The organism is Streptomyces sp. NPDC047000, from assembly GCF_040644295.1.
GTDB lineage: Bacteria > Actinomycetota > Actinomycetes > Streptomycetales > Streptomycetaceae > Streptomyces.
Genome location: NZ_JBEYWE010000013.1, coordinates 89,726 through 107,766 on the forward strand (window position 1 = coordinate 89,726; position 18,041 = coordinate 107,766).

Below are 18,041 nucleotides of genomic sequence, written 5' to 3' on the forward strand. Positions count from 1 at the left end.
GTCGGTCAGCGGTTGCCGGTGTCGGCGGGTGTCGTCGAGGTGTCGGCGGATGTCGTCGAGCTGTCGCGTGGGGCGGCGGTGAGGTCCTTCTCGATGACGGCCGCGACGGTCCGCACATGCGGCTCGGTCATCAGGCCGTAGTGGTCGGCGTCCACGTGATGGGTGCGGACCGGGGGCGGGAGCCGGAGATGCCAGTCGCCGTCCGCCGCCGGGTCGGGAGCGAGCATGGACACATCGGGCACGGGGCGTCCGGCGAGCCACAGGGTGGCGGGGGTGCCGGTCAGCCGGGGCAGCCGGTGGGCGGCCATGGCGGCGAGGTTGGCCCGGCAGCAGTGCGCGAGCCGTTCGGCGTACCGGCGGCCCTGCTCCGTCAGCCGGCCGTCGTCGTTGCCGCTGAGTTCGCGGGCGAAGACGGCGTCGATCTGCCGCTCGTCGTAGTCGCCGAGGCGGGGTCCGGCGTCGGACGGGGGCGGGTCGAGGAGGTAGAGGGCGTGGGCGGGGCCGCCGGCGCGTTCGGCGGCGGCCGCCATCGACAGCGCCGTCCAGGCGCCGAAGGACCAGCCTGCCAGGCTGATCCGCCGGCCGGGCTGCGGGAAGCGGGCCCGGACCGCGGCCAGATAGCGTTCGGCGCGCTCCTCGATGGACCCGGTGGGGTGTCCGGGGGCGCGCAGTGCCGGGTCGGGGACCAGGCAGACCGTGAGGTTGGGCGGGAGGGCGGCCACCAGGGCGCGGTACGCCTGGATGTCGCCGCCGACCGGGTGCACCAGGACGAGCACGTCGGGGCCGTCGCCGTACTGCCACACCTCGGTCTCGACGGACGGTCCCGTGCCGTCGCGGGCCGGGGGCGCGCCGTCGCCGTCGCCGCCGAGGTGACCGGCGAGTTCGGTGAGGCTGACGCGGTGGCTGAGGCGGGACAGGTCGATGTCGGTGCCGTAGCGGCGCTGCACCTCGACGACGAGGTCGAGGAGGGTGAGGGAGTCGGCGCCGAGGTCGTAGAGGGAGGCGTCGGGGTCGACGGTGTCCACGCCCAGCAGATCGCACACGAGGTCGGCGAGGCCGGACGGTGCGGGGCCCCGGGCGTGGTCGCTGCCGTGGCCTCCGGCGTGCGCCGGTGCCGGAGCCGGCACGTCCGGTGCGGTCGGCCGCGGTGCCGCGTAGAAGCGGGAGGCGTCGGTCAGGGCTGTGGTGCTGACCATCAGGTGGGGGAGCTGGAGGCGCAGGGCCTGTGCGAAGACCTCCGCGCCGTCCTCGGGGGTGAGGGCGACGGACAGATGGGCCTGGTGCCGGGCGTCCTGGCTCAGGGCGTGCTGCGCCATGCCGACCTCCCGCCAGGCGTCCCAGCCGATCGACGTCCGGACGGTCGCCCGGCCGGTGCCGTCGGGCGCGTACGCGGCGAAGGCGTCCAGGCATCCGTTGGCGGCCGCGTAGTCGAACTGGCCGGTGCCGCCGAACAGGGCGGCCATGGACGAGCAGTAGACGGCGTGGTCGGGGGCGTGGTCGGAGATCAGCCGCTCGAGCAGCAGCGCGCCGCGCAGCTTGGCCGCCGTGTCGCGCCGCGCGCGCTCCGGGTCGCGGCGCGCGAGCAGACCGCCGCCGGGCGTGCCCACCGCGTGCACGACGCTCACCAGGCGGTCCAGGTGCGGGACGAGGCGCTCACGGATCGCGGCCAGGTCCTCCTCGGCCAGGTCGGCCTCCACCGTCGTGACGCGGCCCGCGTACGGCGCCAGTGCCGGTGGCAGTACGGTGCGCCGGGCGACCAGGACGACACGGTCGCCGTCCTGGCCCAGCAGCCGGGCGGCGAGGGTGGCGCCGATGCCTCCGGTGCCGCCGAGGACGAGGTGGGTGCCGCCGCCGGGCCGGCGGGGCGGGGCGGCGGGCGTGTGCGCGGCCGGCTGGACGGTGCGGTGCCACCAGTAGCCGTCGCGCAGCGCGGTCATCGCGGGGGTGAGCGGGTCGTCACCGGCGTCGCCGTCGCCGTGGCCGGTGACGGGGAGATCGGGCAGGTCGGACAGGTACGGTGCCCAGTCCGCCGGGTCGGGGCCCGGGAGGTCGGCCCAGCGCAGGGTGATCCCGAGTTCCTGGCGCGGGATCCGGACGGCGGCGGCGAGGAGTCCCGGCTCGGGCCGGACGACGGGTGCGGTGACCGGCTGGGCCTGCCGGGACAGCAGCCAGACCCGGGGCCGGTGGGCGGCCGGGGTGTCCGCGAGCGCCGTGCACAGCGCGGCGACCGTGTCGAGGCAGGCCCAGCGGGCCGTCTCCAGGGAGTGTTCGCCGACCTCGCCGTCGACGGCGAGCGGCAGCGCGTGCAGCCAGTCGACGCCGTCCGCGGCCTCGCCGCCGGCCCGGGCGGCGGTCTCCGCGAGCAGGGCCGTGAGGTGGCCGGGGTCGGCGGGATCGGCCCGGCGGTGCCGGTCGCCGTCGGGGGCGCGGTCGCCGGGGGCGCCGGCCTGGACGACGACGACCCGGTGGTAGGACGGTTCGAGCGCCGCCCGCCAGGCGGCCGGGTCGGCGTCGGCGGCCACCACGGCCACCGCCGTGCGGCGGGACGCGGGCGATGCGGCGGTGTGTGCCCTGCGCAGCCGGGTCCAGACGGGCTGGTGCAGCCATCGGTCACCGGGGAGCCTGGCCGGCCCCGCCGCGCCGTCGGCGGTCCGTGCGGCCGGTTCGGCCGGTGCGGTCTGTGCGGCAGGTGGAGTCTGTGCGGCCGGTGAGGTTCTGCGCGGGAAGTCGTGGTCGGTGATGTCGAAGGCGGGGGGCGGGAAGTCCCACGGCGCGGGCGCGGGCCCGGCGTCACGGGGCGGGGCGGCGGTGTGCCCGGCCGGTGCCGTCGCGGGGGATCCCCCGGCCGGTAGCGTCACGGGCGTGCCAGGTCCTTCCGTCTCCGCCGCGCCGACGGACCGCAGCCAGGCCACCGCGGATCCGGCGTCCGGGCAGACGGCCTCGGCGCGGTGGGCGAGCGCGGGGCGGCCCGTGCGGAGGTGGCGCAGCACCCGCGGGTACGCCGCCGGGTGCGCGGCCAGGTAGTCGGCGACGCGACGGGCGTCGGCGCGCAGCGTGGTCCGGCTGTGGGCGGAGAGCACCAGGGACGGCTCCGGGTCCGACCCGGTCACGGGGGCGGCCGTCCCGTACGGCGCCTCGAGCAGCAGGTGGGCGTTGGTCCCGCCGATGCCGAAGCTGCTGACGGCGGCGACGCGGGGCCCGGTGCGCGGCCAGGGCTCGGCGGCGGTGGGGACGCGGAACGGGCCTTCGCCGATCTCGGGGTTGAGCCGGTCGAAGTCGGCGGTGGGCGGGACGACGCCGTGGTGCACGGCGAGGACGGCCCGGACCAGTCCCACCACGCCCGCCGCCGCGCCCAGATGGCCGAGCTGGCTCTTGACCGACGACAGGGCGAGGCCGGCGTCGTCGCCGAGGCCGTACGCCTGCCGCAGGGCGGCGGCCTCGACGGGGTCGCCGAGGCGGGTGCCGGTGCCGTGCGCCTCGATGTAGCCGAGGTCCGCGGCGGAGCGTCCGCTGCGGGCCAGCGCGGCACGGATCGCGTCCCGCTGGCCGGTCAGGGAGGGGGCGCTGTAACCGAGTTTGGCCGAGCCGTCGTTGTTGATCGCGGAGCCGGTGATGACGGCGTAGACGGTGTCGCCGTCGCGGCGGGCCGCGGCCAGCGGTTTGAGGACGACGACGCCGGTCCCGCTCGCGCCCACGGTGCCCTCGGCGTCGGCGCTGAAGGGGCGGCAGTGGCCGTCCGGGGAGAAGATGTGCTGCGGGCGGTAGGTGTAGCCGTCGGTCAGTTCCGGGTCGACGAGGACACCGCCGACGAGCATCGTGTCGGCGTCGCCCTGGCGCAGCAGCCCGGCGGCGACGTGGACGCCGACGAGTGAGCTGGAGCAGGCCGACTGGACGGTGAACGCGGGCCCGGTCAGGCCGAGATGGTAGGCGGCCTTGGTGGCGAGGAAGTCCTTCTCGTGGTGCAGGGCGAGCCGGAACGGGTCCGGCAGGGCGGCGGGGTCGGCCTCGCGCAGCATGCTCTGGAAGTACGTGTTCTCCCCGCAGGCCGCGACCAGGCCCACCCGGTGTGCTCCGGGTTCGGCGAGGCCGGCGTGGGCGAGCGCCTCCACGCAGGTCATCAGCAGCTGGCGCTGCTGGGGGTCCGTCAGGCGGGCCTCGGCGGGGCTGATCCCGAAGCGCGCGGGGTCGAAGCCGAGCGGTCGGGGCAGCTGGCTGCGGGCTCCCACCCGGCCGCCGGTGGCCGGGAAGTGCTCGATACCACGGCCGCCGGAGGTGACGAGGTCCCAGAAGGCGGCGAGATCGGGTGCGCCGGGCAGGCGTACGGCCATGCCGACCACGGCGACCGGCTCTGCGGCGAGGTCGCGCCCGGCTCCGCTCGTGGGTTCGCGTCCGGGTTCGCCGGCGGGGAGGTGCCCGGTCGGGTTCTCGCCCGGGGGCCGGGGGTCCCGCCGGGCGCCGACGAGCGCGGCCAGCGCCCTGACGGTGACGTGTTCGAACAGCTCCGGCACGGTGAAGGGCAGATCGTCCTCGCCCGCGCAGCGCAGCTGGAAGCGCATCAGGTCGAGGCTGGTGGCGCCGGTGTCGAAGAACCTCTGGTCGGGGCCGGCCGTGCGGCCGGTGACCTGCTCGAAGAGCGTGGTGAGGCGGGTCTCGAGCGCCGAGAGGGCGTGGCCGGCGGCGGTGCGGGGGGTGAGGTCGTGGCCGGGGGCGGTGAGTGCCGCCCGGCGGTCGAGTTTGCCGCTCGGGGTGCGCGGCAGCGACGTCAGGCACCGGAACCGGGCGACGCGGACGTGGGCCGGCAGCAGACCGCTCAGGTGCCGGTTCAGGTCGGCGGGGTCGGGGTCCGCGCCCTCGCAGCGCAGGCAGGCGACGAGGGAGCCGCGCACCGCGAGGACGGTGGCGGCGGTGACGCCGGGGAAGCCCAACAGCGCCGTCTCGACCTGGCCCGGCTCCAGCCGGTGACCGCTCAGCTTGATCTGCGCGTCGTCCCGGCCGCTGTAGTGCAGCAGCCCGTCCGTGTCGAAGCGGGCCAGGTCGCCGCTGCGGTAGAAGGTGCCCAGCTCGGGGTCGTCGGTGAAGCGGTCCCGGTTGAGGGCGGCATCACCCAGGTAGCAGCGTTCGGCCATCAGGCCGCCGATCAGCAACTGGCCGGTGGCGCCCGGCGGGACGGGGGCACCGGTCTCGTCGACCACCCTGAGGACGGCGCCCGCGACCGGCCGCCCGACGGCCGGGCGCAGCGGCCAGGCCGCCGGGTCGCCCTCCAGGCACAGGGCGCTGACGACATGGGTCTCGGTGGGGCCGTAGTGGTTGAACAGCCGGGCGCCGGGCAGCCCGGCGAACCAGCGGCGCACGGCGTCCGTGCACACCAACTGCTCTCCGGCGGTGATGACTTCGCGCAGCCGGGAGGGGTGGCGGCCGGTGCGCACGCCGTGTTCGGCGAGCAGTTGCAGCGCGACGTACGGGAGGAAGATCCGCTCCGCTCCCCCGGTCTCCAGTTCGTCGAGCAGGGCGGGGATGTCCTGCCGCCAGGCGGGCTCGACGAGCCGCAGTGTGCCGCCCGCGCAGAGGGTGGTGAAGATCTCCTGGAAGGACACGTCGAACGACAGCATCGAGAACTGCTGGGTGACGGCGGGACGGCCGAGTCCTCCGGGCCCCGCCTGCCAGGTCAGCAGGTTGCACAGGGTGCGGTCGGAGACCTGGACGCCCTTGGGGGTGCCGGTGGATCCGGAGGTGAAGAGGGTGTAGAGGGGGCGCAGTCCCTGGTGTCGCGGCGCCACCGCGGGGGCGGTCACGGGGCCGGCCGGTGCGGAGGTGATCACATGCCGGGGCAGGCCGGGCGGGGCCAGCGCGTCGAGGTCCGCGGCACGCTCGGCGGTGACCAGGACGCACAACGGGTCGGCCTGTTCGAGGATCTGGCGCAGCAGGGCGGGCGGGTAGGCGGGGTCGAGGGGGACGACCGTCAGGTTGAGGCGGGCGGCGGCCAGCAGCGCGGCCACGTGGTCGGCCGAGGGCGGAAGGTACAGGGCCACGGACGCGGGGGCGGCGGGGTCGCCGGGCAGCGGGTGGCGGGTGACGAGGTCCCGGGCCAGTCCTTCGGCCAGGGCGTCGAGTTCGGCGTAGCTGTGGGTGCCGGCGCGACCGGTGACGGCGGGCGCGCCGGGGGTGCGCGCGACCTGCCGGGCGAAGCCTTCGGCGACGGTGGTGAATCCGGGTTCGGGCGCGGGACCGCGGCCGGTCTCGGGCAGTGCGCGCCGGTAGGGGGTGATCAGTTCGCGCAGGGTGACGCGACCGCCGTGGGCGAGCGCGTCGAGTGCCTCGCGGAAGAGGCGGGCCGCGGCGCGGGCGCGGTCGGCGCCGATGTCGTCGCGGTACTCCCACAGGCAGTCGAAGCCGTCCTCGTGCTCCACCAGCGACACGGTCAGCGCGCACTTGGCGCCCAGTGGACGGGACCACACCGGCCGTACCCGGCAGCCGGGCAGCCGGAGGCCGGTGAAGTCCGTGTTCTCCAGCACGAACAGGAAGTCGAACAGGGGGCCTTGGTCGCGGAAGGTGTGATCGGCGAGGACGTCGGCGAGCGCCACGTCCTGGCCGGCGAGGACCTCACGGACCGACGCGCTCTGCGCGGGGAGCTGGCCGCCCAGCGTGCCGTGCGCCTCCAGACTCAGCGGTACGAGCACGGTGTTGGCGAACATGCCGACGCTGTCGGAGAGTTCGGGGCGTGGCCGGCCGGCGACGGGGGCCGCGATCAGCGGGCGGGTCTGGCCGGTCACTCCGTACAGGGCCCAGGCGAAGGCGGGCAGCAGCACCTCGAACCTGGTCAGACCGCTGTCGGCCGCGATCCGGTCCAGGGCCGCGCGGTGCCCGATGCCGAGCGAGGTGTGCAGCAGCCCGGCCCTGGGCGGGCCGGGGGTGCCGGAGGGCTGTTCCAGTGCCGGTGACAGGTCGGGGTGGGCGGCGTGGTGCGCGCGCAGCCGGGCTCGGCGGGCGGCGTAGGCGGGCGTCGCGTGCCAGTCGCGCTGCCAGCGGGCGAAGTCCAGCGTGGTCGCGGTGTCCGGGGCGCCTCCGGGCTCGGGCAGGGCGGTTCCGGGCTCGGCCGGGGCGCCTTCGGCGGCGGCGCGGGTGTCGGTACGGGCGTCGGTGTAGGCGTCGCCGAGGTCGCGGAACAGGAGGGTGAGCGACCAGCCGTCGACCGCGACGTGGTGCAGATGCAGGAGCAGGTGACCGCCGTCGCCGGCCGGCAGCCAGGCGGCGCGCAGCATGCGGCTGCCGGTGAGGTCGAAGCGGTGGGCGAAGAACCGGTCGGCGGCGTGCTCCCAGCCGTCCCCGGATCCTGTCGCGGGTGCCGTCGCCCCGGATGCGGTCCCGGTGGGCTCCCACGGGTCGTAGGGCTCGTCGATCTGCTGCCGCAGTCCGTGCGCGGTGGGGACGAGGCGGGTGCGCAGCGCGGGGTGCCGCTCGACCAGGGTGCGCAGGGCGTGGCGCAGGGCGGCGGTGTCGGGGGTGCCGTGCAGGGCGAGGACGACCGGGACGTCGTAGGCGCCGTCGAGGGGGTCGCGCTGGTGCAGCAGCCACAGGCGTTCCTGCTCCCCGGTGGCGGGCGCCGTGCGTTCCCCGGGGGCCACGGTGACGGGCGGGACGTCGCCCGGCGTCGCGTCCGCCGCGTGCACGGCGTCGGCGACGGCCGCGAAGTCGGCCCGCAGCACCAGTTCCTGCGGCACGTCGACGCCGAAGCGGCGCAGGATCTGGAAACGGAACCGCAGCGCCTTGAGGGAGTCGCCGCCGTGCGGTATCCAGCGGTCGTCCGGCCGCAGCCCGGTGACACCGAGCACCTCTCCGGCGAGGTCGAGGACGCGTTGCTGGGCGGGGGTGGCCGGCGGCGTGTCCCGGTGCGGGGCCCGCCACGGGGTGCCCGCGGTGCGCAGCAGCGCGTCCTGGTCGACCTTGCCGTTGGCGTTCAGGGGCAGGGCGTCGACGAGGTGGGTGCGGTGCGGGCGCATGTACGGCGGGAGCGCGGCGGTGAGGTGGCGGTCGTACGCGTCGAAGGCGAGGTCTCCGGCCGGTGCGACGAAGGCCAGCAGTTCGTTGCGGCCCGCCTCGTCGCGGCGGGTGCAGACGTGGACCTGCCGCACGCCCGGGTGGGCGAGGACGCGGCGTTCCACCTCGCCGGGTTCGATACGGAAGCCGCGCACCTTGACCTGGCGGTCCGCCCGGCCGACGTACGTCACCAGGCCGTCGGGGTCCTGGCGGACGAGGTCGCCGGTGCGGTACCAGCGCCGTTCCCCGCCGTCGGGGCCGGGCAGCCGTACGAAGCGCCGCGCCGTCTCCTCGGGCAGGTTGCGGTAGCCGAGGGCCAGCGCGGGTCCGGAGAGGAGGAGTTCGGCGACCTCGCCCGGTTCGGCGGTGCGGCCGTCGGTGGTGCGGCCGTCGGTGATGTGCAGCAGGATGCCGGTGCCGGGCAGCGGGGTGCCGATGGGCACGACCTCGCCGTCGAAGTCCCGGGGGACGGGGTGGCTGAGGGCGAAGGTGGTGGCCTCGGTCGGGCCGTAGGCGTTGTGGAGTACGGCCGCCGAGTCCGGGTTGGCGGCGTACCAGCGGCGGATCCGGCGGGCGTCGAGCTGCTCCCCGCCGATCAGGACCTGTCCGGCGGTGCCGAAGCAGCCGGGCACCTCGTCGGTGACGGCGTTGAACAGGGCCGTCGTGACGAAGAGGGTGCGCACGTCCAGGTCGCGCAGCGCGTCGGCCAGCAGGAGGGGGCTGCTGACCTGGGTGTCGTCGAGGACGACGCAGGTGCCGCCGGTGAGCAGCGGTGTCCACACCTCGAAACTCAGGGCGTCGAAGGCGGGGTTGGACAGGCAGGCGTAACGGTCGCCGGGCCGCGCGTCGAGGTATCCCGGGCGGGCGAGGCGCAGGACGCCGTCGTCGGTGACCTCGACGCCCTTGGGGCGGCCGGTGGTGCCGGAGGTGTAGAAGACGAAGGCGGCGGGCGCCGGGGGGCCGGTGGGGTGCGGGACGGGCTCGTCGGCACCGCGGGCGCCGGGAACGTGCGCGTCAGGGGCTGCGGCGGGCGTCTCCGGGGCGCCGAGGAGCCGGTCGACGGGCAGGGCGACCGGGAGGGCGGCGCCGGGAGGGACGGCCTCGGTCGGCTCGGTGGTCCCGTCGTGGACGACCGCGACGGCTCCCGAGTCGTCGAGGATGTGGCGCTGCCGGTCGGGAGGGCTGAGCCGGTCGAGGGGCACGACGGTCGCGCCGAGCCGCCGGATGCCGAGCAGCACGCAGACCAGGCGCCACGACCTGGGCAGGCGGACGGCGACGGCGTCACCGGGGCGTACGCCCTCGGCCCGGAGCACCGCCGCGACCTGCCGGCTCGCGCGGTCGAGGGCCGCGTAGTCCAGCACCACGGCGCCGTCCTCGACGGCGGGGGCGCCGGGGGTGCGCCGGGCCTGGGCGAGTGCGGCGTCGGCGAGAGCCGACGGGGCCACGGCGGGAGCCGGGCCGGTGGGGCGGGAGGGACTGCCGGTCATGACGCCTCCCCTGCCGCGACGGAGCCGAGCGCCTCGGGCACGCCGGGCGAGCCGGACGGATCGGTCTGCTGGGCACGGAAGGTGACGGGAGACCCGCTCGACCTGGCTGTGTCACGCCCGCGTCGGCCGGCCACGGGGCCGCCGACAACGATGTCCTGGGGGCCGGACAGCGGTGACGGAGGTGACGGCGGTGACAGCCGCACGGTCCGGGCCGTGCGGACCCCGGCGGCGACCACGGCGCCGTTCCGGCACGCCGACGCGCGTAAGGCGTCCGTGTCCTCCGCGCCGACGGTGAATGCGACGCGGCCTCCCGCGAATCCGTGCTCCGGCGGACGGGTCCGGTCCGCGGGGAATTCCATCGGGAGCAACGTCCCTTCGCGGGTGCGGCGCCGACAGGTCTCCCGCGTCCCGGGCGCACCACCGCGATCGGCCGCGCGTCGCGTCGGCGCGTGTTCCGCGTCCGGTGACGGCGGCGGCGTCAGAGGTGAATTGCCTTCGCCCTTGTGCAACGCGACGTACCGGGCGCCGGAGGCGGCCCCGACACGGGACTCCCGGTCCGTGCGGGGCGGTGCGAAGTCGGTGATGACCGGCTCGTCAGGGGTGGTGGGGAGAACGCGGGGGGTGTTGTGCATCGACTGGATCTGACCTTCCCGTCTGTTTCCTCTGGCGGTCGGCGCCGTGCGGGCGCACTGGTTCCTGCCGCACGGCGGGAATCGAATGCGGTGGCCCGGTGACGTCGCACCGGCAGGGCTCACCGGGACAGGGATGTGAGGAGACCGGGCGGCGTGTTCGCCACCCTCAGAGGGGGATTGTTCGATGAGGGGACGACAGGGCACCGATGGGGGGACGCGGGGGATTCTTCAGTGCTTCCGAGATCTGAACGTGATCATCGAGCACTGCCCAAGGATGTGTCAACAGTCAACTTTTCCAAGGGGTGTTGTGGAGGCGGCGGACGGTGGGTCACAGGTCGCCCGACCTGCGCGAACCCTGGCCGGCGCCCCGGAGCGGGCCCGAGGCGGCCCCGAAGTGTGCCCGAAGAGGAAACCCCGGCACATGGCGTCCGGACGGCATGCGCGCCGTGGTCGGCAGAACCGCGCGATCCGCGCGGCAGGGCACGGAACGCGGCACGGCACGGAAGACGGGCGACGGACGGTGGCGGTCAGCCCAGGGCCGCGTCCCGGCGCGGGACGGCTGCGAGGCCGGCCGCCGCCGCGAGGCCGGCGAGCGCGAGCAGCGTGCCCTGCGGAAGCAGCCCGGTGGTCGGGGCGGTGCCGCCGCCGGTGTGGCCGAACACGCTGAGGTCCACCAGGAGTTCCGGCAGATCGAGAAGCCGGCCGAGGAGCGTGGCCGCCACCGCGGCGGAGAACGGCAGCCAGGCCAGCCAGGCACGGCGCGGGACGGCTCCCGCGGCGAGGGCCGCGAGCCCCGCCAGGGCCGCCACGGCGGGCCACTGGGCGAGGATCTCGGTGAAGGCGTCCCGCGCGCTGTCCGCTCCGGGCAGGGCGGTACGCGCGGCGAGCGCGACGGCGACCGCGGTGGCGGCCAGTACTCCGAACGCCCCCAGCAGTCCGACCGTCAGCTGGGCCCGCAGCGGCCCTCCGGGCGGACAGCCGGCGGCCCGCAGCGGTTCCCCGAGTCCGCCGGCCTCGTCGGAGACGTGCCGGAGCACGGTCAGGATCGCCAGGGCCGAGACGGTGATCCCGGTCAGGGTGCCGATGTAGGCGAGGAACGCCGACGCCGGGTCCGCGCCGCCGAGCTGGTCGGCGAGGAATCCGCCGCCGAGCTGTCCGCGCCGGGCGCTGGTCACCACACCGGAGCCCATGGCGGTCAGCAGCGCGGCACCCGTCGCGACACTCGCCAGCCACGCCGTGAGCGCCGCCCGGTGCCGCCGCCAGGCGAGTCCCGTCGCCGAGGCGATGTGCAGGCGGCGCGGTCCGCGGGCGGGGAGGCGCAGCAGGCTCGCGCCGAGTTCGCGTCCGGCCTGGAGTCGCAGGGCGAGCGCGGCCAGGGCGAGGCACTCCAGGAGCCCGGGCAGCAGGGCGGTCCATCTGTCGCCGCCGAAGGGCTCGGCCACCGCGCGCAGTGCCAGCGGGCTGAACCATTGCAGGGCGGGCCGGTCCCCGGTGTCGGCGGCCGCCCGTACGAGCAGCGCGAGCCCCACACCGGCCGCGCCCGCGGCACGGGCGGCCGGCGCGCTCGGCACGAGCTGTGCGACGACCGCGGTCCCCGTGCCGGTCAGCAGGAACGTGAGGGTGACCACCGCCCCCAGGACGAGGGCACCGGTCCAGGTCACGCCGTCCTCCCGTCCGGCGTACACGCCGGTGCCCAGGGCCGTGGCCGCGCCGAGCGAGACCGCCGCGGCGAGCATCAGCAGCAGCCCCGCCCGCAGGGTGTCACCGGGGCGCAGTCCGCAGGCGCGGAGGGTCTCCAGGGTGCCGTCGTCCTCGGCGGCCCGGGTGAGCCGTACCGCGAGCAGCACGGCCGCCACCGAGGCCAGCAGGGTGAGGAAGGTGCCCATCTCCCACGCGAACATCTGCCCCGGTGTACCGGGGTCGCGGAGCCGGCCGTAGAGCAGGGTGGTGGCCCCGTGCCGGTTGAGCCGTACCGCCGCGTGGCGTGCCTGTGCGGTCGGGTACGACGTGGCGTACGCCCGTACGGTGCCCAGTGCCGTCAGGCCGGTCAGGGCGGTCCACGTCGTGCACCACGCCCCGTGGCGGCGGGCGAGCAGCCCCAGGAGCCGCCGCCGGCTGCGGACGCGGGACAGCCGTGGCGGGCGCTGCGCCGCGGGCGGCGCGGGTGGCAGGGTCGGCGGGGTCATCGGGCCGCCCCCGCGTAGTGGCGCAGGAACAGGTCGTCGAGGGTGGCCGGGGTGCAGGTGACCGAGGTGGCGTCCGCGTCGACCAGGACCCGCAGGACGGCCGTCGTGGCGGCGGCGGGCACCCGCAGCTCGATCTGGCCCGCGGGGCCGACACCTCCGTCGTCCGGGCCGGCCCCGAGGGCGTGCAGCGCGTGCCGTACACGTTCGGCGGATGTCGCGGGCACCCGGGCGGTGACGCTGGACGAGGACAGATGCCGCAGGTCGGCGACCTGGCCGGTCTCCACGACCCGGCCGTCCCGCACGATGGTGACGCTCCCGCACAGCCGTTCCACCTCGTGGAGGATGTGGCTGGACAGCAGGACCGTACGGCCCTGGGCGGCGGCCTCGCGTACGCACTGCTGGAAGCATTCCTCCATCAGCGGATCGAGCCCGGAGGTCGGTTCGTCGAGGACCAGCAGGTCGGTGCGGGCGGCGAAGGCGGCGACGAGCATCACCTTCTGCCGGTTGCCCTTGGAGTACGTGCGCATCTTCCGGCGGGTGTCCAGGGCGAAGTCCGCCACCAGCCGCCGCTCGGCCGCGGGATCGTGCGCGCCGCGGATACCGGCGAGGGCGTCGAGGACCTCCTGGCCGGTGAGGTTCGGCCACAGGGCGACGTCGCCGGGGACGTAGGAGGTGCGCCGGGTCACCGCGGCCGGGTCGGTCTGCGGGTCGAGTCCCAGGACCGTGACGGTGCCCGCCGTGCGGCGGTGGAGGCCGAGCAGGACCCGCAGGGTGGTGGTCTTGCCCGCGCCGTTGGGGCCGAGGAAGCCGTGCACCTCACCCGCCGTGACGGTCAGGTCGAGGCCGTCGACGGCCGTGAAGGCGCCGAACTTCTTGACGAGCCCGGACACCCGGACCGGGTCCGGGGCGGGCGGACGGGCGGTGGGGCCGGTGCCGTGGGCGGTGCTCATCGCTCGCGTCCCTCCTCGGGCTCCTGGAGCCGCACGCTCTCCGCGGGCCTCCCGGGCTCCGCTGTTCCCCCGGGCTCCCCGGCCTCCCCGGGCTCCGCGGCTTTCTCCAGCTCCTCGGTCAGCAGTCGGTGCACGACCCGGCCGACCCGCCGGGCACGCTCGTCGGCGGTCACGTCGTAGAGCTCGTACAGCCGCCGTACGGCGTCCGTGTCGAGCGAGGCGATGACCTCGGCGAGGTCGCCGCCGACACGCTCCTTCATCCGGGCCACGACGCCCGCCGCGAACCGCTCGATCTCCTCGTCGCTCAGTCCCTCGGCGGTCACACCGGTCCGGAACGCGTCCAGTCCCGCGCGCAGCGACTCCTCCGTCACCCCGATGTAGAGGAGTTCGGCCTCGGGAGGCACATCGCCCCGGAAGTAGGCCAGTTCGATGAAGTCGCGCTCCTGGCGCACCGCGCCGGCGGTCGCCTCGTCGGGCGCCCGTGCCTCCAGGTCGTCGTAGAAACGGGCCACGGTCGCCGGCATCGGCGTGGGCGCTCCGCCCGACTCGACCGAGGCGACGAGCCGCACCAGGCGCTCGTGCCGGTCCGACAGGTCCCGCAGCCGGTCCTCCAGCGTGGTCAGCGCCCCGCGCAGGTCCGCCAGGGCGGCCGACCGCGCCGCCTCCCCTGCTTCCCCCGTCTCCCCCGTCGTCCCGGGGTGCTGGCGGCGCGGCCGGCCGGCGTCCCCGGCGAGGACCTGGCCGACCCTGCCGAGCGGCAGCCCGGAGTCCACCAGCCACCGGATCCTGATCAGCCGGGCCAGGTGCACCAGCCGGTAGTCGCGGTACCCGTGGCGGACCTCGGGCACGGGCAGCAGGCCGATCTCGTGGTAATAGCGGATCGTCCGGACCGTCGTCCCGGTGAGCTCCGCGATCTCCCTCACACGCATACCGCCAGGATGAGGGTGTGACGTTACGTCACAGCAAGTCCCGCGGCGAACCGCGCGCCCAGCGCCGCCGAGAACTGGTCCGTGACCTGGGCCAGGGCCTCCGCCGTGCCGGGTGCGACGCTCAGCGTGCCGTCGTCGGCCACGGTGATGTCCTTGTCGAGGGTGAACCAGCCGGGCACGATGTGCGCGGCGCCCATGGAGCTGAGCACCGGGCGCAGCGCGTAGTCGATGGCCAGGACGTGCGCCGTGCTGCCGCCGGTGGCCAGCGGCAGCACCGTCTTCCCGGTCAGGGCGTACTGCGGGAGCAGGTCCAGCAGCGACTTCAGCAGGCCGGAGTACGCGGCCTTGTAGACCGGTGTGCCGACCACCACTCCCTCGGCCCGTTCGAACAGGGCGGCGGCCCGGACGATCGCGGGGTGCCCGAAGTCGGCGCCGAGGAGGGCTTCGGGGGGCAGGGTGCGGACGTCCAGGTGGATCACCTCGTGGCCCTGGGCGGTGAGGTGCCGGCCGAGGTGGCGCAGGAGGAGTGCGGTGCGGGAGGAGGCGGAGGGGCTTCCGGAGACGGAGAGGACGGTGGCCATGGCAGGAGCCTTCCGGTGATCGGGGGCGGGACGGTACGACTCGGTGGTCCGGGGGCGGAGTTCGGGGTGCGGGAACCGGGTTCGGGAGGGCCGGTCACGGCTGGTGCGGGGCGTCCGGCGTCACCACGCGCTCGACTCCACCGTGATCAGTGGGGTGAGGCCGCCTTTCCGGCCGCCCTCCGGAGCGCTGCGGAGGGTCTCCAGGAAGGTGACGATCTCGGCGGCCACCGAGCGGTGCTGCAGGTCGTTCAGGACGTCGTGGTGGGCGCCGCGCACCACCGCCAGCCGGGTGAGCGGCCAGCTTCCGGCCGCCCGGCGCAGGGCGCCGTGGTCGGCGAGCGGGTCGGCGTCACCGGTCAGGAGCAGGGCCGGTACGGTCACGTCGCCGTCGTACGCGGCGGTGAGCAGGGCGTCGGGCACGGGTTTGTCGAGCGCGCCCCGGCGGACCCGGGTGTCGTCGGTGAGGGTGGCCCGGTGGGTGGGGCAGGAGGTACGGGCGTCCAGTTCGGCGTCCCAGCTGGTGAGGCCGCCGGCCGCGGTGCCGGCGGGGTGTACCGGGAGTCCGGCCAGGACGACGGCGTCCGGTCGCCGGCGGCCCGGGGCCGCGGGGTCGGCCGTACGGCTCAGCAGGGCGGCGACGGCCAGGGCGCCCGTGTCGGCGCCGAGCAGGACGACGGGCGCGGCCACGCCGTTCCCGCCGGCCGTGACAGTGTCCTCGACGGCGTCGGCGAGGGCGGCGCCGAGGCGTGTCAGGGCGCCGTCGAGGCCGGTCGCGGGGAGGTCGGGGGCGTCCGTGACGCGGACCCGGTACGCGTCCGCCGCGAGCCGTCTTCCCAGACGCCCGTAGGTCGCCCTGGTCTCGCCGCGGCCGGGCACCACGACGACCGTGCCGCGGGTGAGGAGGCCCGCCGGGACGTGGTGGTCGGTGTGGTGCGGGTGCTCGGTGTGGACGGTCATGTCAGTTCCCCTGCTTCTGGGCGTGCCGGTGGGTGTGGCGGTTGGCGGGTACCGGCAGGCCGAGGTTGCCGCGCAGGGTGTCGGCCGTGTACTCGGTGCGGAACAGTCCGCGCTTCTGGAGCAGCGGCACCACGCCGTCGACGAAGAGTTCGAGGTCGTCCTCGGTGCGGAAGGCGAGGTTGATGCCGTCGAGGGTGCCGGCGGCGAACCACGTCTCGATGGTGTCCGCGACGGTGTCGGGGGCGCCGACGAACGGGGAGCGGCGGAACTCGTTGGCCGACTCGGCGATCTGACGCAAGGTCAGGTTCTCGTTCCGGGCCCGCTCGACGATGTTCGCCGCGGCCGTGCGGCCGCCCTTCTCGGCGAGGTGGGCGATGTCCGGGAACGGCGCGTCGAGGTCGTGCGCGGTGAAGTCGTAGGCGCCGAACGACCGTCCCAGCAGCGCCAGATTGCGCACCAGGTCGTTGTCCTCCTCGAAGATCTCCCGCTCCCGGCGCCGCGCGGCCTCGTCGGTGGCGGCGACGACCGGACCGCCGTGGATGAAGACCTTGATGTGCTCCGGATCGCGTCCGTGGGCCGCGGTGCGGCGCTTGATGTCGGCGTAGTAGTCGCGGGCCTGCTCCAGCGTGCCGCCCGGCGCGTAGATGCCCTCGGCGACCCGGGCGGCCAGGTCGCGGCCCTCCTCGGAGACCCCGGCCTGGAAGATGACCGGCTGGCCCTGCGGCGAGCGGGAGATGTTGAGCGGACCGGCCACCTTGAAGTGCTCGCCCTCGTGGTCGAGCGGGTGCAGCTTGGCCGGGTCGAGGAAGACGTCGCGGGCGACGTCGGCCGGGAAGGCGTCGTCCTCGTAGGAGTCCCACAGGCCCCGGGCGACCTCGACGAACTCCAGGGCGCGGCCGTAGCGGGTGGCGTAGTCGAGGTGCTCGTCGAGCCCGAAGTTGCGGGCGGTACCGGTGTCGAAGCTGGTGACCACGTTCCAGCCGGCCCGGCCGCCGCTGATGTGGTCGAGGGAGGCGAACCTGCGGGCCAGGTTGAACGGCGAGTTGTACGTCGAACTGGCCGTGCCCACCAGGCCGATGTGCCGGGTGTGGGTGGCGACCGCGGACAACAGGGTCAGCGGTTCGAGGCGGTTGAGGTAGTGGGGCGGGTAGGTCGCGTTGATGAACTGGCTGTCGACGATGAACAGGGCGTCGAACAGGGCGTGTTCGGCGGCCTTGGCCTGGCGGATGTAGTAGCCGATGTCGATGCCGGCGTTCTTGGCGATGCGGGGGTCCTTCCACAGTCCGTGCTGGCCGGGGCCGCCGACGCCGTAGGGGTGGAGGGCGAGATGGAGGGTGCGGGGCATGGTGTCTTCCTGTCTTCGGGGGGCCGTTGGCGGCGTTGTCACGGAGGGGGTGTTGTCACGCGGGGTGTTGTCACGGGGGTGGGGATCAGGCCTGCTGGAGCGCGGCGCGCAGGGCCTCGCGCTCGGCGCGGTCGGCCGGGGCGGCGCCGCGCAGCGTGGGCGCGGAGCCGACGAGCAGCCGGGTGTAGGGGTGTCGGGGCCGGTTGACGATGTCGTGGGCGGCGCCGGTCTCGACCGACTCCCCCTGGTACAGCACCGCGATACGGTCGGCGATCCCCGCGACGGAGCCGAGGTCGTGGGAGATGAACACGAACGCGACCCCGTCCGCGCGGAGTTCCTTGAGGATCTCCAGGACCTGGACCCGGTTGGCGGAGTCCAGTGCGCTGACCGGTTCGTCGAGGATGACCAGGCGCGGCCCGGTCACCAGGGCACGGGCCACCGCGACGCGCTGGCGCTGGCCGCCGGACAGCTCGCCGGGCAGCCGGTCGAGGAGGTCCCCGCCGAGGTGCACCCGGTCGAGCAGGGCCGCGGCCCGTTCGAGCGCCGCTGCCCGGGGAACGCCCCGGACGAGCAGGGGTTCGGTCAGGGAGTCCGCGACGGTGAGGTCGGGGTCGAGGCTGCGCAGCGGGTCCTGGAAGACGTACTGCACGGTCCCCCGGCGGCGCAGTTCGCGCCACTGGCGGCGGCCGTACGCGGTCACCTCCTCGCCGTCGACGGTGATCGACCCGGCCGAGGGTCGCACCAGTCCGAGGACGGCGCGGGCGAGGGTGGACTTCCCCGAGCCGGTCTCCCCGATGACCCCGACGCTCTCGCCGGGCGCAATGCTCAGCGAGACCCCGCGCAGGGCGGCACGGCGCCGGCGGCGCGGGCCGTAGTGGACGTCCAGTCCGGTGACTTCGAGGACGGGTGCGGCGGACTCTCCCTGCGTCGTGGGCTGTTG

General features: G+C 75.5%; 8 protein-coding genes. All 8 read right to left on the reverse strand.

The window, feature by feature from the left end:
• Window positions 1-5 precede the first annotated feature (5 nt).
• The 8 genes from ABZ862_RS21485 to ABZ862_RS21520 all read right to left on the reverse strand — a co-directional run bounded on the left by ABZ862_RS21485 (window position 6) and on the right by ABZ862_RS21520 (window position 17,987).
• A complete protein-coding gene (locus ABZ862_RS21485; protein WP_360960358.1) occupies window positions 6-9,521 on the reverse strand; it encodes an amino acid adenylation domain-containing protein in 9,516 nt (3,171 codons plus the stop codon).
• A gap of 1,159 nt (window positions 9,522-10,680) precedes the next feature.
• Window positions 10,681-12,339, reverse strand: coding sequence for a hypothetical protein (locus ABZ862_RS21490; protein ID WP_360960360.1), 1,659 nt, complete (start codon window positions 12,337-12,339; stop codon window positions 10,681-10,683).
• A complete protein-coding gene (locus ABZ862_RS21495; protein ID WP_360960361.1) occupies window positions 12,336-13,289 on the reverse strand; it encodes an ABC transporter ATP-binding protein in 954 nt (317 codons plus the stop codon). The genes ABZ862_RS21490 and ABZ862_RS21495 overlap by 4 nt, the downstream gene beginning before the upstream one ends.
• Window positions 13,286-14,218 carry a MerR family transcriptional regulator gene (locus tag ABZ862_RS21500; RefSeq protein WP_360960363.1) on the reverse strand — a complete coding sequence of 311 codons (933 nt, stop codon included), beginning with the start codon at window positions 14,216-14,218 and terminating at the stop codon, window positions 13,286-13,288. Before ABZ862_RS21500 ends, ABZ862_RS21495 begins: the two co-directional genes overlap by 4 nt.
• Before the next feature lie 23 nt (window positions 14,219-14,241).
• Window positions 14,242-14,799 (reverse strand): NADPH-dependent FMN reductase, encoded by a 558-nt coding sequence (gene ssuE / locus ABZ862_RS21505; protein ID WP_360960365.1) that lies wholly within the window; start codon window positions 14,797-14,799, stop codon window positions 14,242-14,244.
• 120 nt (window positions 14,800-14,919) lie between these two features.
• Window positions 14,920-15,756 carry an alpha/beta hydrolase gene (locus tag ABZ862_RS21510; protein ID WP_360960367.1) on the reverse strand — a complete coding sequence of 279 codons (837 nt, stop codon included), beginning with the start codon at window positions 15,754-15,756 and terminating at the stop codon, window positions 14,920-14,922.
• 1 nt (window position 15,757) lies between these two features.
• Window positions 15,758-17,101 (reverse strand): LLM class flavin-dependent oxidoreductase, encoded by a 1,344-nt coding sequence (locus ABZ862_RS21515; RefSeq protein ID WP_360960369.1) that lies wholly within the window; start codon window positions 17,099-17,101, stop codon window positions 15,758-15,760.
• A gap of 85 nt (window positions 17,102-17,186) precedes the next feature.
• Window positions 17,187-17,987, reverse strand: coding sequence for an ABC transporter ATP-binding protein (locus ABZ862_RS21520; protein ID WP_360960573.1), 801 nt, complete (start codon window positions 17,985-17,987; stop codon window positions 17,187-17,189).
• Between the last annotated feature and the right edge of the window lie 54 nt (window positions 17,988-18,041).

Bases quoted from the DNA above. Each gene is read 5' to 3' on its own strand.
- ABZ862_RS21495 (WP_360960361.1), bottom strand. From the start codon at position 13,289: ATGAGCACCGCCCACGGCACCGGCCCCACCGCCCGTCCGCCCGCCCCG.
- ssuE (WP_360960365.1), bottom strand. From the start codon at position 14,799: ATGGCCACCGTCCTCTCCGTCTCCGGAAGCCCCTCCGCCTCCTCCCGC.
- ABZ862_RS21510 (WP_360960367.1), bottom strand. From the start codon at position 15,756: ATGACCGTCCACACCGAGCACCCGCACCACACCGACCACCACGTCCCG.
- ABZ862_RS21485 (WP_360960358.1), bottom strand. From the start codon at position 9,521: ATGACCGGCAGTCCCTCCCGCCCCACCGGCCCGGCTCCCGCCGTGGCC.
- ABZ862_RS21500 (WP_360960363.1), bottom strand. From the start codon at position 14,218: ATGCGTGTGAGGGAGATCGCGGAGCTCACCGGGACGACGGTCCGGACG.
- ABZ862_RS21515 (WP_360960369.1), bottom strand. From the start codon at position 17,101: ATGCCCCGCACCCTCCATCTCGCCCTCCACCCCTACGGCGTCGGCGGC.
- ABZ862_RS21490 (WP_360960360.1), bottom strand. From the start codon at position 12,339: ATGACCCCGCCGACCCTGCCACCCGCGCCGCCCGCGGCGCAGCGCCCG.